This window comes from Streptomyces sp. NPDC001922, assembly GCF_042891165.1.
In the GTDB taxonomy this organism is placed as follows: Bacteria; Actinomycetota; Actinomycetes; order Streptomycetales; family Streptomycetaceae; genus Streptomyces.
In genome coordinates, this window is record NZ_JBIASV010000004.1 from 162,497 (window position 1) to 183,704 (window position 21,208).

At 74.1% G+C, this 21,208-nt stretch carries 19 protein-coding genes; 7 read left to right on the plus strand and 12 right to left on the minus strand.

Features of this window, described 5'->3' with window-relative positions; all coding sequences use genetic code 11:
• Positions 1-80: 80 nt before the first annotated feature.
• Entirely contained in the window at positions 81-728 is a 648-nt protein-coding gene (gene infC / locus ACFYYR_RS08545) for a translation initiation factor IF-3 (protein ID WP_388849266.1), read from the minus strand.
• Positions 729-1,082: 354 nt separating this feature from the next.
• Here infC and ACFYYR_RS08550 point away from each other — a divergent pair, with 354 nt between their 5' ends.
• On the plus strand, positions 1,083-1,469 hold the full coding sequence (locus ACFYYR_RS08550) for a DUF1844 domain-containing protein (RefSeq protein WP_351514520.1): 387 nt from the start codon (positions 1,083-1,085) through the stop codon (positions 1,467-1,469).
• A 176-nt stretch (positions 1,470-1,645) separates the two neighbouring features.
• Here ACFYYR_RS08550 and ACFYYR_RS08555 read toward each other — a convergent pair whose 3' ends face one another.
• From ACFYYR_RS08555 to ACFYYR_RS08570, 4 genes are all read right to left on the minus strand, one after another.
• Positions 1,646-2,404, minus strand: a complete 759-nt coding sequence (locus tag ACFYYR_RS08555; protein ID WP_388848549.1) for an MIP family channel protein — start codon at positions 2,402-2,404, stop codon at positions 1,646-1,648.
• Positions 2,405-2,461: 57 nt separating this feature from the next.
• Positions 2,462-3,202: an SseB family protein gene (locus ACFYYR_RS08560; RefSeq protein ID WP_388848552.1), complete on the minus strand. Its 741-nt coding sequence runs from the start codon at positions 3,200-3,202 to the stop codon at positions 2,462-2,464.
• Positions 3,203-3,224: 22 nt separating this feature from the next.
• The gene (mycP, locus tag ACFYYR_RS08565) at positions 3,225-4,502 is read right to left on the minus strand and encodes a type VII secretion-associated serine protease mycosin (RefSeq protein WP_388848555.1); all 1,278 of its coding nucleotides are present in this window, start codon (positions 4,500-4,502) and stop codon (positions 3,225-3,227) included.
• 89 nt (positions 4,503-4,591) lie between these two features.
• Positions 4,592-5,332, minus strand: a complete 741-nt coding sequence (locus ACFYYR_RS08570; protein WP_388849269.1) for a hypothetical protein — start codon at positions 5,330-5,332, stop codon at positions 4,592-4,594.
• Positions 5,333-6,822: 1,490 nt separating this feature from the next.
• Here ACFYYR_RS08570 and ACFYYR_RS08575 point away from each other — a divergent pair.
• On the plus strand, positions 6,823-8,022 hold the full coding sequence (locus tag ACFYYR_RS08575; protein WP_388848558.1) for an amino acid deaminase/aldolase: 1,200 nt from the start codon (positions 6,823-6,825) through the stop codon (positions 8,020-8,022).
• Positions 8,023-8,248: 226 nt separating this feature from the next.
• On the opposite strand, the gene ACFYYR_RS08580 is transcribed toward ACFYYR_RS08575, so the two are convergent.
• From ACFYYR_RS08580 to ACFYYR_RS08595, 4 genes are all read right to left on the minus strand, one after another.
• Positions 8,249-9,223 (minus strand): DUF2510 domain-containing protein, encoded by a 975-nt coding sequence (locus ACFYYR_RS08580; RefSeq protein ID WP_388849272.1) that lies wholly within the window; start codon positions 9,221-9,223, stop codon positions 8,249-8,251.
• Between the two features lie 147 nt (positions 9,224-9,370).
• Positions 9,371-10,156, minus strand: coding sequence for a 3-oxoacyl-ACP reductase (locus ACFYYR_RS08585; RefSeq protein ID WP_388848560.1), 786 nt, complete (start codon positions 10,154-10,156; stop codon positions 9,371-9,373).
• Positions 10,153-11,523, minus strand: a complete 1,371-nt coding sequence (locus ACFYYR_RS08590) for an aldehyde dehydrogenase family protein (protein ID WP_388848563.1) — start codon at positions 11,521-11,523, stop codon at positions 10,153-10,155. The genes ACFYYR_RS08585 and ACFYYR_RS08590 overlap by 4 nt, the downstream gene beginning before the upstream one ends.
• A 68-nt stretch (positions 11,524-11,591) precedes the next feature.
• Positions 11,592-12,959 (minus strand): glutamine synthetase family protein, encoded by a 1,368-nt coding sequence (locus ACFYYR_RS08595; RefSeq protein WP_388848566.1) that lies wholly within the window; start codon positions 12,957-12,959, stop codon positions 11,592-11,594.
• 73 nt (positions 12,960-13,032) lie between these two features.
• Here ACFYYR_RS08595 and ACFYYR_RS08600 point away from each other — a divergent pair, with 73 nt between their 5' ends.
• The 3 genes from ACFYYR_RS08600 (at position 13,033) to ACFYYR_RS08610 (ending at position 16,309) form a co-directional block, all read left to right on the plus strand.
• Positions 13,033-13,776, plus strand: coding sequence for a FadR/GntR family transcriptional regulator (locus tag ACFYYR_RS08600; protein WP_388848569.1), 744 nt, complete (start codon positions 13,033-13,035; stop codon positions 13,774-13,776).
• A gap of 309 nt (positions 13,777-14,085) precedes the next feature.
• Complete coding sequence (gene eat / locus ACFYYR_RS08605) at positions 14,086-15,552, plus strand: ethanolamine permease (RefSeq protein WP_388848572.1); 1,467 nt, start codon at positions 14,086-14,088, stop codon at positions 15,550-15,552.
• A gap of 31 nt (positions 15,553-15,583) precedes the next feature.
• Positions 15,584-16,309: a gamma-glutamyl-gamma-aminobutyrate hydrolase family protein gene (locus tag ACFYYR_RS08610; protein WP_388848575.1), complete on the plus strand. Its 726-nt coding sequence runs from the start codon at positions 15,584-15,586 to the stop codon at positions 16,307-16,309.
• Between the two features lie 235 nt (positions 16,310-16,544).
• Here ACFYYR_RS08610 and ACFYYR_RS08615 read toward each other — a convergent pair whose 3' ends face one another.
• Positions 16,545-17,003 (minus strand): ricin-type beta-trefoil lectin domain protein, encoded by a 459-nt coding sequence (locus ACFYYR_RS08615; protein WP_388848578.1) that lies wholly within the window; start codon positions 17,001-17,003, stop codon positions 16,545-16,547.
• Between the two features lie 264 nt (positions 17,004-17,267).
• Between ACFYYR_RS08615 and ACFYYR_RS08620 the strand changes: the two genes are divergently transcribed.
• Positions 17,268-18,200 (plus strand): trypsin-like serine peptidase, encoded by a 933-nt coding sequence (locus tag ACFYYR_RS08620; protein ID WP_388848581.1) that lies wholly within the window; start codon positions 17,268-17,270, stop codon positions 18,198-18,200.
• A 56-nt stretch (positions 18,201-18,256) separates the two neighbouring features.
• Here the strand turns inward: ACFYYR_RS08620 and ACFYYR_RS08625 are convergent, their stop codons facing one another.
• Entirely contained in the window at positions 18,257-19,279 is a 1,023-nt protein-coding gene (locus tag ACFYYR_RS08625) for a LysR family transcriptional regulator (RefSeq protein ID WP_388848584.1), read from the minus strand.
• 71 nt (positions 19,280-19,350) lie between these two features.
• On the opposite strand from ACFYYR_RS08625, the gene ACFYYR_RS08630 reads away from it, so the two are divergent.
• Complete coding sequence (locus ACFYYR_RS08630; protein WP_388848587.1) at positions 19,351-20,520, plus strand: TDT family transporter; 1,170 nt, start codon at positions 19,351-19,353, stop codon at positions 20,518-20,520.
• Here the strand turns inward: ACFYYR_RS08630 and ACFYYR_RS08635 are convergent.
• Positions 20,447-21,208, minus strand: coding sequence for a helical backbone metal receptor (locus ACFYYR_RS08635; protein ID WP_388848590.1), 762 nt, complete (start codon positions 21,206-21,208; stop codon positions 20,447-20,449). The genes ACFYYR_RS08630 and ACFYYR_RS08635 overlap by 74 nt on opposite strands.

The following is a 21,208-nucleotide window of genomic DNA, read 5'->3' on the forward strand; positions in this document are numbered from 1 at the left end:
TGAAACCGGCACACGGAAGCGTCAGCTGGTTCGGTTGGTGTCCGGGGCCTGGACCCCGGGATTCCCGGAGCGATCCGGGATCACGCCTCGACGTGCTCCTCGGCAGCCTCGGCAGCCTCAGCGGGGACGCCGGTGCGCTCCGCCTTGCGGGCGGCCTGCGCCTCGCGGGCTTCGGCCATCGCCTCGGTCTTCTTCTTGTGCGGACCGAGAACCATGATCATGTTTCGGCCGTCCTGCTTCGGGTTCGACTCGACGAAACCGAGGTCCTGGACGTCCTCCGCGAGACGCTGCAGCAGTCGGTAGCCCAGCTCGGGGCGGGACTGCTCACGGCCACGGAACATGATCGTGATCTTGACCTTGTCGCCCTGCTTGAGGAACCGGACGACGTGACCCTTCTTGGTGTCGTAGTCGTGCGGGTCGATCTTCGGCCGGAGCTTCATCTCCTTGATGACCGTGTGCGCCTGGTTCTTGCGCGCCTCACGGGCCTTCATGGCCGACTCGTACTTGAACTTCCCGTAGTCCATGAGCTTGCACACGGGCGGGCGGGCGTTCGCCGCGACCTCGACGAGGTCGAGGTCGTACTCCTGCGCAAGCTCCAGTGCCTTGGCAAGCGGCACGATGCCGACCTGCTCGCCACTGGGACCGACAAGTCGCACCTCGGGGACTCGGATCCGGTCGTTGATGCGGGGCTCGGCGCTGATGGGGCCTCCTCGGTTGCACCACGCGATTGCCTGGCGGACAGCCGCGTAACGTCTGGTTCTGTCGACCCCTGCCCCGGACGTGAAAAACGCCCCGAACGGGACACAGGCGGGGCTCCTCGCATACCGGAGCACCGCCGCGGTGACCGCGGGGCGCATCGGACAGGTCCGTCGTCCGTACGGAACGACGGGCTCTGTCTGACCGGTGACCCGCCGATCCGGGAGATCGGTCAGGTGGGAGTTCGGAGCCTCCACTTGTGGGCCGGGCACAGGAATGTCCGGCCGGTCGTCAGTAAGCATACCAGCGTTCGGCCCGGTCACCCACCGCGCGGGCAGTGGCCATAGGCTGATGTCAACTGTCCAGCCGAAAGTGAAGTCCTGAGTATGAGCGACGCCACCCCGCAGCAGCCGACGCCCGAGCCCACGGGGCAGTCTCCCGACTTCGACACGATGACCCGCGACATCGCGGACGTCCCCGCGGTCGAGGTGATCACCACGGTCGCCGTGCACCTGATGAGTGCGGCCGCGGTCAATCTGGGCCTCGCCGAGGACGGCTCCGACCACAAGGACCTGGACGAGGCGCGGAAGCTGATCACCGCGCTGGCCGGCCTGGTCACCGCGAGCGCGACCGAGGTCGGGTCGTACCACGCCTCCCCGCTGCGCGACGGCCTGAAGTCGCTCCAGCTGGCCTTCCGGGAGGCCTCCGTGGTGCCGGACGAGCCGGGCCAGGGGCCGGGCGAGAAGTTCACCGGTCCCGTCTACGGGAGCTGACGGGCTCGGGGTCCCGTCGTCGATTCCGGGGCCCGGCCGATTCCGCGGCCCGGTCGGGTCCGGGGCTCAGCGGCCGGTCCCGACGCCGGCGGCCGGGCTCGCGGGGCCCGGCACCCCGCCCCGTTCCGGATCCCGCCCCGTCCGGTCCGGGCGACGGCAGGCCCCGGGCCGAGCGGTCACTCGGCGGTCTCGGTGGCCGTCCGGGCGACGCCGACCGGTTCGGCGGGATGCGTCACACCGTGCACCAGCGCGGCGAGCACCCCGCCCACCAGGGGCGCGATCAGGAACAGCCAGACCTGGGTCATCGCCTCCGCGCCCGCGAAGAGCGCCGGGCCGAAGCTGCGCGCCGGGTTGACCGAGGCGCCCGTCAGCGGGATGCCGACCAGGCTGACCACGGCCAGGCACAGACCCACCGGGAGACCGGCGAGGCCGATCAGCACCAGGTTCCGGGTGACCGCGAGATAGACGTAGACCAGCAGGAAGGTCAGCACGATCTCGGCGACGAACGCGCCGAAGATGTTGATCCCCACGGCCGAGCGGTATCCGTAACCATTGCTGCCGAAGCCGCCGGAGGTCTCGAGCCCGGGCACCTGCTTCGCCACGAGGAAGAGCAGGGCCGCGCCGACGATCCCGCCCAGCAGCTGCGCCACCACGTACTCCAGGGCGGTGCGCGGCGTGATGCGCCTGGCCATCAGCATGCCGAGGGTGACCGCCGGGTTGAGGTGGCAGCCCGAGATCTGGCCGAAGGTGTAGGCGAGGGCCAGCAGCACGAAGCCGAAGGACAGGGCGATACCGACGGTGCCCACGTACTCGGCGCCGAGCACCGCCGAACCGACGGCGAAGAACACGAACAGCAGGGTGCCGAGGAACTCCGCCACGACCGTGCGCACGTCGATCGACTCGAGGCCGGCCCTGCGTGCCGCCGTCTCCGCCATCTCGCCCTCCAAGCAAAGATCACAAAGCCTCTCTGCATTGTGGGACGGATCAGGACATCACGCCTGCCGGGCGAAGAGCGGCTCCCCCGGGACCGTGGCGGCGGCCGGCAGCAGGGCCAGGTCCAGTCCGCGGACCAGCCGGGCCCGCAGGGTCTCGTCCCCGGCCAGCGCGGTCGCCACCCGCTGCGCCACGTCGCGGGCCGGCGCCTCGGGCGCGAGGCACAGCGCGAGGGTGCCGTCGGCGCTGCCGCCGGGCGCCAGGTGGGCCCGCAGCACCGCGGGCTCGTCCGCCAGGACCGTCCGCACGGCGTCCGCCACGGCGGGGTCGGCGAGCGGGTCGGTGCTCTCCCGGCCCTCGGCGAGGGCGAGCAGCGCGGGCCCGGTCAGCTGGTAGGGCACCGGGCCGGCGAGGTCGAGGACCACGGTGTCGGCCTGCTCGTGCGCGGCAGCCTGGAGCGCCTGGTGCAGTGGGACCGCCACGGGGCGGGCCTGCGGGTCCCAGCGGGCCAGGGACTCGGTGGAGGTGAACGCGGGCAGGGCACGGCGGCCGCCCGGGCCCGTCAGCGTGGGCACGGCCATGTCGCTGGACTTCTCGCGGCGCAGCCCGTCCGGGCCGGTCTCCGCCTCACCGAGGACCGCGACCACGGGCACCAGGAGCCGGGCGCCGGGGAGCGCGGCGAGCACACCGGGCTCCGCGGCGGGGTCGTCGGCGTAGGCGGCCAGAGCCGCTGTCAGCCGGGGGTCGGCGGAGCCGTCGTCATCGGAGAACCCGGAGTCCGGGATGTTCTTGAGGGCCACGCCCCGAGGGTATCGGCCCGGCTCAGCGGGGCTGCGCGGGCGTCCGGCCGCGGCGCCAGAGCACGACGGCGGCGCCGAGGAGGAGCGCGCCGACGGCACCCGCGGCGGCGGCCGGCATCCCCGTCACCGGGTCCTCGCCGGCGTCCCCGTCGGGGCCCGCGCCGAAGTACTGCCGGCCGAACGCGGCCGCGTCGGGGCGCTGCGGCCGGGGCCGGAGCTTCTCCCCCGCGTCGATCGCCGCCGGGACGTCGACCAGACCGGCGCCGCGGTCGTCGCTGTGCCCGCCCTCCGGCCGGTCCCGCGCGGTGTCGGCGAGCAGCTTCTTGATCTGGACCGGGGTCAGCTCGGGGTGCGCGGAGCGCACCAGGGCGACGGCGCCCGAGACGAAGGCGGCGGCGGCGCTGGTGCCCCAGCCCTTGTAGTAGTGCCGGTCGGGGTCGGCGATGACCACGTCCACGCCGGGCGCGGCGACCGTGGCGTACCAGCGGCGGGTGGAGAAGGCCGCCCTGTTGCCGTAGCGGTCCACCGCGGTCACGGCGATCACTCCGGGATAGGCGGCCGGATAGGAGGCCCGTTCGCCCTTCTTGCCGCCGTTGCCCGCCGAGGCGACCACCACCGCGCCCCGGCTCAGGGCGTACTGCACCGCGGCGTCCTCCTGCGGTTCGGGGTGGGCCGACTTGCTGTCGTCGCCGAGCGACAGGTTGATCACGTCGGCGCCGTGGTCGGCGGCCCAGCGGATGCCGTCGGCCAGGGCGTTGCCGCGGGCTCCGCGGGCCCGGGTGCGGGCCGGGTCGGAGTCCTCGAGGATCACCCGGACCGGAAGGATCTTGACGCGTGGGGCGACGCCGACGACGCCGTCCTCGCGGCCGGGACCGTGGCCGTGCCCGGCGATGATCCCGGCCATGGCGGTGCCGTGGCGCGCCCAGGCGCGGTCGCCGCGTCCCGCGCCGAAGCCGATCAGGTCCTTGCCGGTGAGGACCTGGCCCGCGAGGTCCGGGTGCTGGTCGTCCACCCCGGTGTCGAGGACGGCGACGGTGACGTCCTCACCCTTGGTCGTCCGCCAGGCCTTCTCGACCCCGAGGGAGTCGAGGGCCCACTCCTGGGACCGTATGCCGTCCGCCTGCGCGGGGACGGCGGGGAGGACGGCGAGGGCGGCCGAGGCGGTGGCGAGCGCGAGCGTCCGCAGGGCACGGCGCGGGCGGCGGGCCTTCCGCCGCCGGCGGGGCCCCGGGGGTTCGGCCGTTTCCCCCGTTCCGTCCGGGCCCGACGGTGGGCGGCCCTGCGGCCCAGGAACGGTCATGAGGGGGCCGCCGGAAGCGCGGTGGCGGCGGCGAGCAGGCTCCGTTCCGTCCGGGCCCGCCGCCGTGGAGCGCGGCGGCCCGGAAGCGGTCATGAGGCGTCCTCCGGGGGCGCGGTGGCGGCGCTGAGCAGGCCGCGTTCGATGCGGTCGGCCACCCCGCGGGCGTCGTGGCCGAGGCCGGACTGGGCGGGTGCCGTGGTCGCGCCGGTGGCGGTCGCCTCGTCCGCGGGTTCCGGGGCCTCGACGGCGCGGCCGTCGGTGAAGCCGGAGACGGCGTACACCACGACCGGCGCGTCGGTCAGCACCCGGACCACCCAACTGCCGCGCTGCCGCGGGCCGAAGGCCGCCGCGGCCGTGCCCTCGGCCGCGTACGGCCGGGGCAGGAGATCGGAGCGCCGGCCGAGCCCCTCGGCGGTGAAGCGCCGGGCCGCGGCCCGCATGCCGTCCGGGTCCGCCTTGGTGAACAACAGGCCGACGGTCGTCACGGTGCTGGTGGTCGCGTCGGTGTAGGTGGCGCGCAGCAGCCGGGTGCAGCCGACCGGGGAGAGCGCCTTGGCGAGCAGCCGGTCGAAGGCGTTCGCGCAGCCGCTGTCCGGGGCGACCGCGATCCGGATCCACTCGCGGTCGGCGCCGCCGGGGCCCGCCGCCTTGCCGTGCAGGGTGCGGGGGAAGAGCTCGTCGACGGGACGGTTGTGCCAGAGGCCGCGGGCCCGGTGAAAGGCCTCGCCGGTCGCGGCGGGGACCTCGGATTCGCCGGTGAGCCAGCTCCCGGCGGCGGCTCCGCCGAGGAGCCCGAGGCCGAGGACGAGACAGGCGGCGACGGCCGCCATGCGCACCGGCGGGGGTATCCGTCGGGGCTCGGGGGCCTCCGGGACGCCCCAGAGCTGCTGCCCCGGCTGCCCAGCGGCGTCCGGGCCGGGGCCGTGCCAGGTCCCGGACGGTGCGGCGGGCGGGGGGAAGTCCGGGGCCGGGGCGGAGGGTGCCGAGGTGGTGGGGGCCGACGTGGTGGGGGCCGACGAGGTCGCGCGGGCGGAGGCCGCCGGAGCAGTGGTGCCCGCTGTGGTGCGGGGAGCGGCGGCAGGACGGGCAGGGACGGGCCCGGCGGGGACTCCGGTGCGGGGCGCCGTGCTCGGCGGGGCGCCGGGGCCGGCGGTGGGTGTGCCCGGGGTTCCGGCGGCGGGCGCCTCCCCGGTGCGCGGGCGTGGGCCGGTTCCCCCGGCGCGGGGCTGCGGGGCAGGGGCAGGGGCGGGGGCGGGTCCCGGTACGTCCGCGGGAGCGGGTCCCGGCAGGCGGTCCCCCGGAGCCGGCGGGAGCAGCCCGCGCGCCTCCCGGTCCGGTGCGGGACGGGAGGCGGGACGGTTCTGCACGGGACGGTTCCGGGCGGGGCGGTGCTGGGAGGGCTGGTCCTGGGCGGACCCGTCCTGGGCAGGCCTTTGCGCGGGGCGGTCCTGGACGGGCCAGTCCTGAGCTGAGCCGTCCTGGGCAGGCCGCTGCGCGGGGCGGTCCTGGGCGGACCGGTCCTGAGCAGGCCTCTTCACCAGCCGGTCCTGGGCGAGTGGAGTTGCCGCGGCACCCGGGGTGCGCTGCGTCCCGGGAACCGCGGTACCCGCCGAGGGGCGGGGCGCGCCGTCCGCCGAAGGGCGCGACGCGGTTCCCGCCGAGGGGCGTGCGGCCTCCGGACGGCTGTCGGCCGCTCCTTCGCGCTGGGGCCTCGCGACGTCGCCCGAAGCCGTGCCGGCGCGGAGGGTGGTGTCGTTCGGCAGCGCCTCGTCGCCGGTCCGGGCGGGGCGTCGGTGCATGGTGTCGGTGGAGCCCGCTCCGCGGTCCGTTCCGCCCCCGGGGCCGGTGGCCGGCGGGGCCGCAGGACGGGGCGGGACCCGGTGAGCGGAGGGCCGGGGCGGGGCCGCCGCGTCGTTCCGTGGCTGCGGGGCGGCCGGTTCACGGACCGGACGGGGCGGATGCGGCGGCCGCGGTGGTACCGGCCGGGCCGGCGGCCCGCCCGCCGGCGGGTGCTGCGGGGCGGAACCGGACGGGGCGGTGGCGCCGCGCTGCTGGGGCACGTCGGAGGAGCGGGGCGAGGCCGCGCGCGGCGCTTCAGCGCTCATGGGCCCCCCTCATGTCGTGCTCTTTCACGGCCGACCGGCATGCGCGGCGGGCCAGTTCGCCGATGGGAACCGTCCGGCGACAGCCGACGGCCCACGGCGTGCGCGTCACTTTACGTGCTGCCGAGGGCGGAGCGGCAACTGGATCGGACACATGACCGGGTTTGCCCGAACCACCCCACTACCCAGCGGTAACGGCGTTCTGGCAAGGTGGATCCATGGCCGACCCCGCTGCCGACCGGGCCCGCTACGACCGGGCCACCGCGCACCTCGACGCGCCGCTCGCGGTCGTGGACCTCGACGCGTTCGACGCCAACGCCGACGACCTCGTCCGGCGGGCGCGGGGCAAGCCGGTCCGGGTGGCGAGCAAGTCGGTGCGCTGCCGGGCGCTGCTGGAGCGGGTGCTGGCGCGGGAGGGCTTCGCGGGCATCATGGCGTTCACCCTCGCGGAGTCGCTCTGGCTGGCGCGTTCCGGATTCGACGACGTCCTGCTCGCCTACCCCTCCGCCGACCGGGACCGCTTCGCCGAGCTGACAGGGGATCCGAAGCTCGCCGCCGCGGTGACGGTGATGGTGGACGATCCCGCGCAGCTCGAGCTGATCGACGCCTCGCGCGGCGGGACGGAGGAGGTCCGCGTCTGCCTCGAGCTGGACACCTCGCTGTGGCTGCTGGGCGGCCGGGTGCGGGTGGGCGCGCGGCGTTCGCCGCTGCGCTCGCCGGAGCAACTCGCGGAGCTGGCCCGGTCGGTGGCGCGCCGCCCCGGCTTCCGCCTGGTGGGTGTGATGGCCTACGAGGGGCACGTCGCGGGCGTCGGTGACGCGGTCGCCGGGCGCCCGCTGCGGTCGTACGCGATCCGGCTGATGCAGTCGGCGGCCAAGCGGGAGCTGGTGGTGCGGCGGGCGGAGGCGGTGCGCCGTGTCCGGGACGTGGCGCCGGACCTGGAGTTCGTCAACGGCGGCGGCACGGGCAGTGTGCAGCACACGGCGGCCGAGGACGCGGTCACCGAAATCGCGGCGGGGTCGGGGCTGTTCGTACCGCGGCTGTTCGACCACTACACGGCATTCCGGGGCCGGCCGGCCGCGCTGTTCGCGCAGCCCGTCGTGCGGCGCCCCGGCGTCGGTGTGGTCACCGTGCTCGGCGGCGGCTATCCCGCGTCGGGCGCACCGGGGGCGGACCGGCTGCCGCAGCCGTACCTCCCCGAGGGGCTGCGCTACGACCCGCAGGAGGGGCCCGGCGAGGTGCAGACGCCGCTGCTGGGCGGGCCGGCGGACGATCTGCTGATCGGCGACAAGGTCTGGTTCCGGCACGCCAAGGCCGGTGAGATGTGCGAACGCTTCGACACCCTGCACCTGGTCCGGGGCGACCGGGTGACCGGCGCGGTGCCGACGTACCGGGGCGAGGGCCGCACCTTTCTCTGATGCCGTGGCGCGTCTCCGATGCCGTGGCGCGAGGGGCCCGGAGCCCGTCTCTCCGCGACCGTGGCGCGAGGGGCACCCGGAGCCTGCCGGACGGGGCTGCCGGAAGGGACCGGTCCGGACGGCCCGCCCCGGACACCGAGTTCCGGACCGCGAGTTCCGGACCGCGAGTTCCGGACCGCGAGTTCCGGACCGGGCCCCTCCCGGGCGGCAGATCCCGTCCGTCCCCTCAGATGCTTCCGCCCGTGCCGCCGGCTCCCAGCGGGGCGATGCCCTCGGCGATGGCGTCCATGTCGGTGAGCGGCGGTGCCTCGCCTCCGGCGTCGAAGCCGAAGCGGACCAGGACCAGGGCCTTCCCGCCGTCGGGGGCGGGGAAGGCGAGGGACTGGACGACGCCGCCGTCGCCCTTCTTCGTCGTCACCTTCCAGCGCACCAGGTAGCCCTGCTGTCCGGCGACGGTCACGGCCTCGGCCCTGACCTGGCGGTGCGAGACCACCCCGCCGTACATCTGCTTGCCGGTGCGCGGGTCCTTGCCGTAGGAGCTCTCGGTGTTCTTGGCGATGTCCTCCTTGGCCACGCCCTCGGCGGTCGTCGCCTCGTAGCCGTTGGCCTCGCGGGTGAACACGCCGCCGCGCGCACAGGTGGTGTCCGGCTGGCCGGGACACGGGTACGGGCCGATGGTCAGCCCCGCGCCGCCGGTGCTGCTGCGGCTCTTGTCCCAGCCCTGGGGGACGGGCACGGAGATGCCGTTGGTGGCGTCCTGCACGGTGTCCGCCGGAGCGCTCGGAGCGCCGCTCGGCGCCCCGCCGTCGCCGGGCCCACCGGGCGTGGGCTGCTGCGGGCCGGTGCTCGGCCGCGCGTCGGCGGTGTCGGAGCTGTCCCCGCCACTGGTCAGCAGGACGACACCGCCGACGATGGCGGCGACGAGGACGACCGCGGCACCGGCGATCGCCATGGTCCTGCCGCGGGATTCGCTGTCGGCCGGCCGCAGCCCGTAGGACGGCGGCGGGGAGAGCGGGGTGTCCAGGAAGCCGGAGTGCTGCGGCGGGCCGAATCCCGCCTGTTGCGCCGGAATCTCCGATACGGCGGTGCCCTGCGGCTCGCGGGTGTAGTCGGTCCAGGTGGAGCCGTCCCACCAGCGTTCGAGGGCGGGGCCGTGGCCTGTCTGCCCGGGGTCTGGGTACCAGCCGGGCGGGGTCGTCATGCTCACGCGGGTCACCTTATGGCCTCGAGCCGTCATATGCCGACGCGAGACCGGATTCAGCGGTGGTCCCCCGGTGCCCTGGAACGGCACGGCGGCCGGACGCCGGGAGCGCCGGCCGCCGTGCCGTCACCGAGGGTCCGGTGGGGCCTACAGCGGGGTGACGTACGCGCCCGCGATGCCGCCGTCGACGAGGAAGTCCGCCGCGTTGACGAACGAGGAGTCGTCGCTGGCGAGGAAGGCGACCGCGGCGGCCATCTCCTCGGGCTCGGCGAAGCGGCCCGCCGGGACGTGGACGAGGCGGCGCGCGGCGCGCTCCGGGTCCTTGGCGAACAGCTCCTTGAGCAGCGGGGTGTTGACCGGCCCCGGGCACAGCGCGTTGACCCGGATGCCCTCGCGGGCGAACTGGACGCCCAGCTCGCGGGACATGGCGAGCACGCCGCCCTTGGACGCGGTGTAGCTGATCTGCGAGGTCGCCGCGCCCATCCGCGCCACGAACGAGGCGGTGTTGATGATGGAGCCCTTGCCCTGGCGCTGCATGTAGGGGATGGCGTGCTTGCAGCAGAGGTAGACGGAGGTGAGGTTGACCTCCTGGACCCGCTTCCAGGCCTCCAGCCCGGTCGTGAGGATCGAGTCGTCGTCGGGCGGGGAGATCCCGGCGTTGTTGAAGGCGATGTCGACCGAACCGTAGGTCTCGAAGGCCGTCCGGAAGAGGGCCTCGACCTGGTCGGAGTCGGTGACGTCGACCTGGACGAAGAGCCCGCCGACCTCGGCGGCGGCGGCCTTGCCGGCGGTGTCGTCGATGTCCGCGCACACGACGTTCGCACCTTCGGAGGCCAGGCGGCGGGCTGTCGCCAGCCCGATGCCGCTGCCCGCGCCGGTGATGACGGCGGTACGTCCGACGAGTCGGCGGCACACAGGGGTCTGCTCGGTCACTTGCTCTCCTCGGTGCTGATGAACACGTTCTTGGTCTCGGTGAAGGCGGTGAGGGCGCCGGGGCCCAGCTCCCGGCCGAGTCCGGACTCGCCGAAGCCCCCGAAGGGTGTCCAGTAGCGGACGGCGCTGTGCGAGTTGACGGACAGGTTCCCGGCGGCGACGGCGCGGGAGACGCGCAGCGCGCGGCCGACGTCGCGGGTCCAGAGGGATCCGGCCAGGCCGTAGCGGGTGGCGTTGGCCAGCCGGACGGCGTCGGCCTCGTCCTCGAAGGGGAGGACGACGGCGACCGGTCCGAAGATCTCGTCGACGGCCGCGGGGTCGTCGGGCGAGTCCGGGGTGAGGACGGTCGCCGGGTACCAGAAGCCCTTGCCCGCGGGGGCGTCGCCGCGGATCGCCGCGGGCGCGTCCTCGGGGACGAAGGACCGGACGCGCTCCCGCTGGGCGGCGGAGATGAGCGGTCCCATGTCGGTGGCGGGATCGGCCGGGTCGCCGACGGTGACGGCCCGGACGGCCGGTTCGAGCAGTTCCATGAACCGGTCGTAGACGCTGCGCTGGACCAGGATCCGGGTGCGGGCGCAGCAGTCCTGGCCGGTGTTGTCCAGGAACGCGCCGGGGGCCGCTGCCGCCGCCTGCTCGATGTCGGCGTCGGCGAAGACGATGTTGGGGCTCTTGCCGCCGAGTTCGAGGGTCACCCGCTTCACGTCCGCCGCGCACTTGGCCATGATCTGCTTGCCCACGGCCGTCGAGCCGGTGAAGACGACCTTGGCGACGCCGGGGTGCTCGACCAGGGCGTTGCCGGCGACCGGTCCGGCACCGGGCAGGACCTGGAAGAGCCCCTCGGGGAGCCCGGCCTCCAGGGCGAGTTCACCCAGCCGCAGCGCGGTCAGCGGGGTGGTCTCGGCGGGCTTGAGCAGGACGGCGTTGCCCGCGGCGAGGGCGGGCGCGGTGCCCCAGGCGGCGATCGGCATGGGGAAGTTCCACGGGGCGATCACGGCGACGACGCCGAGCGGTTCGTGGAAGGTGACGTCGAGGCCGCCGGGGACGGGGATCTGGCTGCCGTTGAGCCGCTCGGCTCCGCCGGCCGCGTAGTCGAGGAGGTCCCGGACGTTGCCCGCCTCCCAGCGGGCGTTGCCGATGGGGTGCCCGGCCTCGCGGACCTCCAGCCGGGCGAGTTCCTCGATGTGGTCGTCGACCGTGGCGGCGAAGCGGCGCAGCAGCCGGGCCCGCTCGCCGGGGGCGAGGGCGGACCAGCTCCGCTGTGCCGTGGCCGCCCGGCGGACGGCGGCGTCGACATCGGCCGGGGTGGCGTCGGGGACGGTGGCGATGACCTCTTCGGTCGCCGGGTTGAGGACCTGGTGCTCGTGCAACGTGCGTTCTCCTGGTGTTGACGGTGCGCCGGGGAGCGGAGGTCGGTCCGCTCGCGGAGCCCGGGGCGTCACATGCGCTCGAAGGACCGGAAGCGCTCCCAGTCCGTGACGGCGCTGTCGTAGGCGTCCTGCTCGATGCGGGCCATGTTGAGGTAGTGCTCGACCACCTCGTCGCCGAAGGCGGCCCGCGCGATGGGGCTGGCGGCCCACAGTTCGGCGGCGTCGCGGAGCGAGGTGGGGACGTGTTCGGCGTCGCCGTTGTAGGCGTTGCCGGTACACGCCTCCGGGAGTTCCAGCTCCTGCTCGATGCCGTGCAGGCCGGCCGCGATCAGGCCCGCCACAGCGAGGTAGGGGTTGACGTCGCCGCCGGGGAGGCGGTTCTCGAAGCGGTGGGACTGGCCGTGGCCGATGATGCGCAGCGCACAGGTCCGGTTGTCGGGGCCCCACGCGGCGGCGGTCGGGGCGAAGGAGCCGGGCCGGAACCGCTTGTAGGAGTTGATGTTGGGGGCGTAGAGCAGGGTGAAGTCGCGCAGGGCGGCGATCTGTCCGGCGAGGAAGTGCCGCATGATCTTGGACATGCCGTACTCGCCCTGTTCGTCGGCGAGGACCGGCTTGCCGAACTCGTCGCGCAGGGACAGGTGGATGTGGCACGAGTTGCCCTCGCGCTCGTCGTACTTCGCCATGAAGGTGAGCGCCATGCCCTCCTGCGCGGCGATCTCCTTGGCGCCGGTCTTGTAGACGGCGTGCTGGTCGCAGGTGGTGAGCGCGTCGTCGTAGCGGAAGGCGATCTCGTGCTGGCCGAGGTTGCACTCCCCCTTCGCCGACTCCACCGTCATGCCGGCCGCGCCCATCTCGTTGCGGATGCGGCGCAGCAGGGGTTCGACGCGGCTGGTGCCGAGGACGGAGTAGTCGACGTTGTACTGGTTGGCCGGGTTCATATCGCGGTAGCCGCGGGACCAGGCCTCCTCGTAGGTGTCCTTGAAGACCATGAACTCCAGCTCGGTGCCGACATAGGCACTCCAGCCGTACTCGGCCAGCCGGTCGAGCTGGCGGCGCAGGATCTGCCGCGGCGAGGCGACGACCGGGGAGCCGTCGTGCCAGGCCAGGTCGGCGGTGACCAGTGCGGTTCCGGGCTGCCAGGGGGTGCGGCGCAGGGTGCGGAGGTCGGCGTGCATGGCGAAGTCGCCGTAGCCGCGCTCCCAGGACGACATCGCGTACCCGTCGACCGTGTTGAGGTCGACGTCGACGGCGAGGAGGTAGTTGCACCCCTCGGTGCCGTGGTCCAGGACGTCGTCGAGGAAGAACCGGGCGGCGAACCGCTTGCCCTGGAGCCGCCCCTGCATATCGGTGAAGGCGAGCACTACGGTGTCGATCTCGCCTGCGTCGACGAGCCTGCGCAGTTCGTCGACGGAGAGCGGTGCTGTGCGGTCTGCCACGGGAAAAGCCTCCTGTCGGTGCAACCGGAGGCCTTAAGGTAATCGTGCAGACCATTGATTGGGAAGGGGTTCGATGGGCGACTTCCAGGACTCCGCTGACGCGGACCGACTCGCTCCCGTGCTGCGGCCGGTCCGGGCGGGGAACGGCTTCGAGGAGACGCTGGAGCAGATACTCCAGGTGGTCCGGCTCGGACTGGTGCCGCAGGGCGAGCGGCTCCCGGCCGAGCGGGAGCTGGCGGAGCGGCTGGGCGTGAGCCGGGTGACGCTGCGCGAGGTGCTGAAGGTGCTGACCGACCAGGGCCTGGTGGAGAGCCGGCGCGGCCGCTACGGCGGGACGTTCGTCCGGTACCGGCCCGACCCCGGCCACAGCGATTCCGGCGATGAGCTGCGGCGACGCATCGAGAAGGTGGACGTGGAGGACGTCCTGCGGTTCCGCGAGGTGCTGGAGGTGGGGGCGGCCGGGCTCTGCGCGGCCCACGGGCTGTCCGAGGAGCAGGCGGAGCGGCTGCGCGGCGCCCTGGCCGCGACGCACGAGGCCCCGCTGGCGGACTACCGGCGGCAGGACACGATGCTGCATCTGACGCTGGCGGAACTGTGCGGCTCCCCCTCGCTGGCCGCCCAGTACGCTGCCGTACGGGCGACCGTCAACGACCTGCTGGACTGCATTCCGCTGCTGGTCCGCAACCTGGAGCACTCCCAGCAGCAGCACAGCGCGCTGGTCGAGGCGGTGCTGGAGGGCGACGCCGACGCGGCGCGCGAGGTGATGCGGGAGCACTGCGGGGGGACGGCGGCACTGCTGCGGGGCTTCCTGTCCTGAGCGCGGGCCCGTCCGGTCCCGCGCCCCGGAAGGCCGGCCCCGACAGGCCGAGCCGTCCAAAACGGAGTGGGCCGACCCGGGCGCCCCGGGATACGGTCGGCCGCGCGGGACACGCACCGCCGCACGCAGGCCCCGCCGGGCGGCGCGGGATCCGGCCGCGGGCTCCGCGGAGCCGGTTCACAGCGGTGCCGGTTCGCGCGTCCGAGGCGTTTTCGTAACCTCGGATTAACGCAAGACCCTTGCGTTCGGGTGCACCGGGGGACAAAGGTATGGCCCCACACCATTGACCCCTCAGGTCAGGAGCGGCTCATGGCCGACGGCACCGGCGCCCCCATCGCACCCCCCGCCGCAAGCGGCGAAACCTCCCCCGAAGACGCCTATCTGGAGAAGCGCACCCTGCGCAGAGGCAGCGCGGGCTGGCTGCTGCTCACCGGACTCGGCGTCGCGTACGTCGTCTCCGGCGACTTCTCCGGCTGGAACTTCGGTCTCGCGGAGGGCGGGTTCGGCGGTCTCGCCATCGCCGCCGTCCTCATGGGGCTGATGTACACCTGTATGGTCTTCGCCCTCGCCGAGCTGGCGGCGGTGCTGCCGACGGCGGGCGGCGGATACGGCTTCGCGCGGCGTGCGCTGGGCACCTGGGGCGGCTTTCTCACCGGCACCGCCATCCTCATCGAGTACGTCCTGGCACCCGCCGCGATCTCGATCTTCATCGGGGACTACGTCGAGTCGCTGAAGCTGTTCGGCCTGGAGTCCGGCTGGCCCGTCTACCTCGCCTGCTTCGCCATCTTCATCGGCATCCACCTCTGGGGTGTGGGCGAGGCGCTGCGGTTCAGCTTCATCGTGACCGGCATCGCGGTCACCGCACTGCTGATCTTCGCGGTCGGGGCGTTCACGGAGTTCGACGCGAGCGGGCTCAACGACATCGCCGTCGACCACAGCGCCTTCGGCTCCAGCTCCTGGCTGCCGTTCGGAGTGCTGGGCATCTGGGCGGCGTTCCCGTTCGGGATGTGGTTCTTCCTGGGCGTGGAGGGCGTGCCGCTGGCCGCCGAGGAGACCAAGGACCCGGCCCGTTCACTGCCCAAGGCCATGTCGATCTCCATCGGCATCCTGCTGCTGCTCGCCCTGATCACCTTCCTCGCGGCAACCGGCGCCCATGGCTCGGCAGCCGTGCAGGACGCGGGGAATCCGCTGGTGGCGGCCCTGGAAGGGGACGGCAAGCCGACCCTGCTGAGCCGCTTCGTGAACTACGCCGGTCTGGCCGGGCTCGTCGCCTCCTTCTTCTCCCTGATCTACGCCGGGTCGCGCCAGCTGTTCGCCCTCTCCCGGGCCGGCTACCTGCCGCGCTTCCTCTCCCTGACCAGCCGCCGCAAGGCCCCCTACATGGGTCTGCTGGTCCCCGGCGCCATCGGCTTCGCGCTGGCGGCGGCCACCGGCGACGGCGCGCGGATGCTCAACGTCGCCGTCTTCGGCGCGACCATCTCCTACGCCCTGATGTCCCTGTCGCACATCGTGCTGCGGCGCCGGGAGCCCGAACTGCCGCGCCCCTACCGGACGCCCGGCGGGGTGGTGACGTCCTCCGTGGCGCTTCTGCTGGCATGCTCGGCGCTGGTGGCCACCTTCCTGGTGGACAAGGAGGCGGCGTTCATCGCGCTGGGCGTCTATGTCGTCGCCCTGGCCTACTTCGCCTTCTACTCCCGGCACCGCCTGGTGGCGTCCGCCCCCGAGGAGGAGTTCGCCGCGCTGGCGGCCGCCGAAGCCGAACTCGAACGCGACTGACCGCCCGAACGCAGCTCACCGGAGGAAAACCGTGCCCAAGCCGCTCATCGGCATCTCGACCTATCTGGACTCCTCGGTGCGCTGGGGCGTCTGGCACCTGCCCGCGGCCCTGCTGCCGGCCGGTTACCACCGGCTCGTCCAGCGGGCGGGCGGCCTCGCCGCGATGCTGCCGCCGGACGACCCGGCGGAGGCCGAGGCCACCGTCGCGCGGCTGGACGGGGTGGTCATCTCCGGTGGCCCGGATGTCGAACCGGCCCGGTACGGGGCGCAGCCGCACCCCCGCACCGGGCCCCCCGCCCGGGAACGGGACGCCTGGGAACTCGCGCTCATCGAGGCGGCGCTGGCCGCCGGCAAGCCGCTGCTCGGCATCTGCCGCGGCATGCAGCTGCTCAATGTCGCGCTCGGCGGCACCCTGGTGCAGCACCTCCCCGAAGAGGTCGGGCACGACGGCCACTGCACGGAGCCGGGCGTCTTCGCCCGGCACGACGTGAAGCCGGTCCCGGGGACGCTGCTGGACCGGGTGCTGCCGGAGACGGTGGCCGTGCCCACCTATCACCACCAGTCGGTGGACCGCCTCGGCCGCGGCCTGATCGCCTGCGGCTTCGCGGAGGACGGCACGCCGGAGGCGGTCGAACTGCCGGACGCCGACGGCTTCGTCCTCGCGGTCCAGTGGCACCCGGAGGCCGGGGAGGACCTCCGGGTGATGGAGGCGCTGGTGGCGGCGGCCCGGCAGGTCCCGACGGCGGAGGCGCCGTAGGGGACCCGGCCACCGCGCAAGGGCCGTGCCAGGCGCGGCCGCCGCCCGACGGACTGTCCGGGGGCCCGGCCCGGGCCGCGAGACGCACCGCGCGCCGGAGATACCGAGTGCGTCGCGGAACAGCGCATCGACGCCGGGAACCCACCGCAGAGAAAGTGGAACCGCGCCGCCCGGTCCTGGGACCGGGCGGCGCGGTTCCGCTGTGGGTGCCGGAGTCACGGACCCGCGTGGGCGACTACGCCCAGCGCTGGTGCTTCCCCCCGTTGCAGGCGAGGGTGTAGGCCTCGCCACGAGCGTTGCTGTCCAGGCAGCGGCCCGTCTTCTTGTTCTTGAGCTGCCAGCCGGTGGACGTCTTCGTCTCGTACCACTTCTGGTTGTTGTTCCCGCTCTGGCAGGGACGGGTGTAGACGTCACCGTCCCTGTTGCTGTCCAGACACCACGAGTCCATGGTCTTGCTCCGCTGCTGCCAGGTCCCGTCGCTCTGCTTCACATCGCGCCAGTCGGCGTTCGGGGCGTCGCACGACCCCGTGATGACGTTCATGCCCGTGCCCCGGAGGCCCAGCAGGCACCTGCCCGTGGCCTTGTTCTTCCAGCTCACGTTGCCGTCGGCGAACGCGTTCCCCGACCCGCCGATCACGAGCGCCGGAGCCACCGCCACGGCCATCAGGAACTGCGCCACACGCTTGGACTTCATCCGATCCCCCTTGCTGAGTTCGCGGCGCGTTCCGGCTCTGGTCCATGTCCGGATTCGCACCACACACAGCGGGCCTGGCCTGCCCGCCCAGCGAGGACCATACAGTTTTAATCGATCTCACGTCGCACCATTACCGACGTATGATCACTCATCATCAGACGCTGAGTGAGCAGGTGTTGACCAGAAACCGCTCCCGATCTGGCTTCCTTGCTTCTCACCGACCGAGAGGCCGTTGTGCTCCCTTCTTCCTGGACCCGAGTTGCCGTGGCGGTGGTCGCCGGAGGCCTGATCGCCGGCTCGACGGGGACCGCCTCGGCGGATCCCGCACCGGAACGCCCGGCCCCGGGAGCCGCCGGCTGGTCGAGCCGGACGGCGGAGCGGTTCTGGACGCCGGAGCGCATGGCGTCGGCGACCCCGCTGAACGCCCGGACGGGGAAGGCCGCCGCGACGGCCGGAGCGGACGGCACCCGCGGCCCGCGGTCCGGTGAGCTCCGCGCGGCCGGCCAGGCGCAGCACTTCGGGGGAATCCCGTCGGTGGGCGTGCTCTTCACCGTCACCAAGGACATGAAGACCCACTACTGCACGGCCGGCGTGGTGCACAGCGCCCAGCGCAACCTGATTCTCACCGCCGGCCACTGCAACCCCGGCCGGAAGGCCGCCTTCGTCCCGCAGTACAGGGCCGGCGCCGCCCGCCAGCCGCACGGCGTCTGGGCGATCGAGCGCGGCTTCACGGACCCCAGGCGGTCGTCCCGGGGACAGGGGTCCAACTACGACTTCGCCTTCGCCAGGGTCGCCCCCGACAGCCGGGGCCGCTCGCTGGAGCAGGTCACCGGCGGCAACACCCTGACGCGCGGCCCCGGCTACCGGAACCGGGTGACCGTCGTCGGCTACCCGTCGCGCCGGAACGACCCGGCGGACCGGGCCATCCGCTGCGCCGTCACGACCGGGCGGCTGACCGGTTACCGGCAGCTGCGCATGGAGTGCGGCGGCTTCCACGGCGGCACCTCGGGCAGCCCCTGGCTGGCCCACTACGACGCGGCCACACGGACGGGTCAGGTGATCGGCGTCCTCGGCGGCCTGAACGGCGGCGGACCGTCCGGCCCGCACAGCGACCGGGTCTCGTACAGCCCGGTGTTCGACGCCGAGGTGTTCCGGCTGTACGACGACGCGGTCCACAACCGCACCCCGCGCCGCTGACGTCCCCGCCGGCCGCGCCCCGTGGGCCCGGCCGCACCCCGTAGACCCCTTGCCCGTCAGGCGGTGGACCGTGCGTCCGCGCCCGGACGTCCCGTCAACGACAGCAGGTCGCGGGCCGGGCCGGCGGGGCGGCGGCCGGCCGGCCACACCGCGCGCAGCTCGCGGCTCAGACGGATGCCCGCCACGGGAATCTCCACCAGGCGCCGGGCGGTCAGCTCCTCCCCGACCGCGAGCTCGCTCAGCACGGACGGCCCGGCGTCGCTGAGCACCGCCGCCTTGACCGCCGTGGTGGAGGACAGCTCCAGCAGCGGTACGGCCGGGCCGCCGTGGCCGGCGAGCGCGGCGTCGAGCACCTGCCGGGTTCCGGAGCCGCGCTCGCGGAGGACCAGCGGAGTGCCGGCCAGCTCGTCCGCGGTCAGCGGCGCCCGGCGGCGCGCCCAGCGGTGGCCCGGGGCGGTGACCAGGACCAGCCGGTCGTGGCCGATGACGGTGCCGTCGAGGCCCGGCGGCACGGCCAGCCCCTCGACGAAGCCGAGGTCGGCCTCGCCGTCGAGCAGCCGCTCGGCGACGACCGCGGAGTTCCCGGCGTGCAGGGAGACCGCGGTGCCGGGGTGACTGACGCGGAACGCGATCAGCCACCCCGGCAGCAGATACTCCGCGATGGTCATGCTGGCGGCGACGCGCAGCCGGGAGTCCCGGCGGCCGCGCAGCGCCTGCGCCCCCGCGTCGAACGCCTCGGCCGCGTCCACGATCCGCCGGGCCCAGTCGGTGACCAGGGCCCCGGTGTCGGTGAGCCGGGAGCCGCGCGGTGAACGCTCCACCAGGCCGACCCCCAACTGCCGTTCCAGGGAACGGATCCGGCTGCTCGCGGCGGGCTGGGAGATACCGAGCTCGCGGGCCGCCCGGCCCAGGCTGCCGAGCCGGGCGACGGCCAGCAGCAGTTCCAGCGCTCCCAGGTCGGGGACGCGGTGCGCCAGGGGTATCGCGGCCCGTCCGCCGTCACCCGCGCCGCCCCCGAAACCGTCCCCGGCACCGCTTCCCGCGCCGGTCCCGGCCGCGCCGTCTCGCCGTCTGCTCATAAAGCCAGGTTATGCCCTCATAAGAATGTGGTCCCTGGTGGGGGCAGGTGCGCCCCGGCAGCCTGGGCAGCATGTCCAGCGTTGTACAACCGCCCGCCCCTCCCCTGCCCGCATCGTGCCCCGAGCCCCGGGCGCGCGTCTCGCTCCGTTGCCTCGGCCCCAACTGGTACGCCGCGGTGACGGGCACCGCGATCGTCGCCACCGCCGGAGCCGCCCTCCCGCTGCGGCTGCCCGGGTTCCGGGCGGCCCTCGTCGGCGTCTGGGCGCTGTCCGTGATCATGCTGGCGGTGCTGCTCGCGGCACGTGCCCTGCACTGGGCACGCCATCCGGACCGGGCCCGCGCCGACCTCCGCGACCCGTCCGTGGCCCCCTTCCAGGGCTGCCCGCCGATGGCGCTGCTCGCGGTCGGGGCCGCGACGCTCGTCGTGGGACGGGACGTCATCGGGGACGGCGCCGCGGTCGCCGCGGACCTCGTGCTGTTCACCGTGGGCACGGCCGCCGGGCTGGTGACGGCGGTCGCGATCCCGTACCTGATGGTGACCCGGCACCGGATCGAACCGGGCTCCGCCTCGCCCGTGTGGCTGCTGCCGCTGGTCCCGCCGATGGTGTCGGCGGCGGTCGGGCCGCTGCTCGTGCCGCACGTGCCCGCGGGCCAGTGGCGGGAGACGCTGCTGCTGGGCTGCTTCGCGCTCTTCGGAATCAGCCTGCTCGCCACCCTGATCGTGCTGCCGCTGGTATTCGGACGGCTGGTCCACCACGGTCCGCTGCCGCTCGCCGCCACCCCGGCACTGCTCCTCGTCCTGGGGCCGCTGGGCCAGTCGGTGACGGCGGTCGGGCAGCTCGGGGACGCCGCGCCCGGTGCGGTGCGGGCCCCGTACGCCCAGGCGCTGGGCGCGCTGTCGGTGCTGTACGGCGTGCCGGTGCTGGGGTTCGCGCTGCTCTGGCTCGCCCTGGCCGGGGCGATGGTGGTGCGGGCGGCCCGGCGCGGCATGCCGTTCGCGATGACCTGGTGGGCGTTCACCTTCCCGGTCGGCACCTGTGTCACCGGCGCTCAGGCCCTGGCCCGGCACACCGGTCTCGCGGTGTACGGCGCCGCGGCGGTGGGGCTCTACGTGCTGCTGGTCGCGGCCTGGCTGGTGACCGGGGTCCGCACCCTGCGCGGGCTGTTCAGCGGCCGGCTGCTCGCAGCGCCGCCCCGAGCACCGCGGGCGCTCGGGTCAACGACGGTCCGTACCACGTGAGGTGACGGCCGCTGACCAGGGCGGAGGGCAGCCCGGGGAAGGCCTCGGGCCCGTCGTCGGCCGTGAAGCGGTACGGCTCGTCGGGCAGCACGACGAGCTCCGCGCCACCGGCGTTGAGCTCGTCGAGGGGGATCCGCGGATAGCGTTCCGCATGCCCGGCGTAAGCGTTCCGCACCCCCAGCCGGTCCAGCAGATCGCCCGCGAAGGTGTCCCGGCCCAGCACCATCCAGGGCCGCCGCCAGACCGGCACGACCGCGCGCCGCGAATCGGCGGGGACCGGCAGTTCCCGCCAGGCGGCCTCGGCCGCGTCCAGCCAGTCCGGCCGGGTCAGTCCGCAGCCGCCGACGAGGACCCGGTCCAGCTCGCTGAACGCCTGGTCCAGCGTGCGCACTTCGGTGACCAGTACCTCCAGCCCGGCCGAGCGGAGCGCCGCGAGGTCGGGCTCGCGGTTCTCCTCCTCGTTGGCGATGACGAGATCGGGCGCGAGGGCGACGATCGCGGGCACGTCCGGGTTCTTGGTGCCCCGGACCCGTACGACGTCCAGGCCCGCCGGGTGGCTGCACCAGTCGGTGGCACCGGCCAGCAACCCCGGAGCGGTGGCCGCCACGGCCTCGGTCAGCGAGGGGACGAGCGACACCACGCGCGCCGGGGCGCCGTGTCCGGTCCTCAGGTGTGCACGGGAGCCCAT

Bases quoted from the DNA above. Each gene is read 5' to 3' on its own strand.
- ACFYYR_RS08550 (WP_351514520.1), top strand. From the start codon at position 1,083: ATGAGCGACGCCACCCCGCAGCAGCCGACGCCCGAGCCCACGGGGCAG.
- ACFYYR_RS08555 (WP_388848549.1), bottom strand. From the start codon at position 2,404: ATGGCGGAGACGGCGGCACGCAGGGCCGGCCTCGAGTCGATCGACGTG.
- mycP (WP_388848555.1), bottom strand. From the start codon at position 4,502: ATGACCGTTCCTGGGCCGCAGGGCCGCCCACCGTCGGGCCCGGACGGA.
- ACFYYR_RS08570 (WP_388849269.1), bottom strand. From the start codon at position 5,332: ATGGCGGCCGTCGCCGCCTGTCTCGTCCTCGGCCTCGGGCTCCTCGGC.
- ACFYYR_RS08575 (WP_388848558.1), top strand. From the start codon at position 6,823: ATGGCCGACCCCGCTGCCGACCGGGCCCGCTACGACCGGGCCACCGCG.
- ACFYYR_RS08580 (WP_388849272.1), bottom strand. From the start codon at position 9,223: ATGACGACCCCGCCCGGCTGGTACCCAGACCCCGGGCAGACAGGCCAC.
- ACFYYR_RS08600 (WP_388848569.1), top strand. From the start codon at position 13,033: ATGGGCGACTTCCAGGACTCCGCTGACGCGGACCGACTCGCTCCCGTG.
- eat (WP_388848572.1), top strand. From the start codon at position 14,086: ATGGCCGACGGCACCGGCGCCCCCATCGCACCCCCCGCCGCAAGCGGC.
- ACFYYR_RS08615 (WP_388848578.1), bottom strand. From the start codon at position 17,003: ATGAAGTCCAAGCGTGTGGCGCAGTTCCTGATGGCCGTGGCGGTGGCT.
- ACFYYR_RS08625 (WP_388848584.1), bottom strand. From the start codon at position 19,279: ATGAGCAGACGGCGAGACGGCGCGGCCGGGACCGGCGCGGGAAGCGGT.
- ACFYYR_RS08630 (WP_388848587.1), top strand. From the start codon at position 19,351: ATGTCCAGCGTTGTACAACCGCCCGCCCCTCCCCTGCCCGCATCGTGC.
- ACFYYR_RS08635 (WP_388848590.1), bottom strand. From the start codon at position 21,208: ATGGGCTCCCGTGCACACCTGAGGACCGGACACGGCGCCCCGGCGCGC.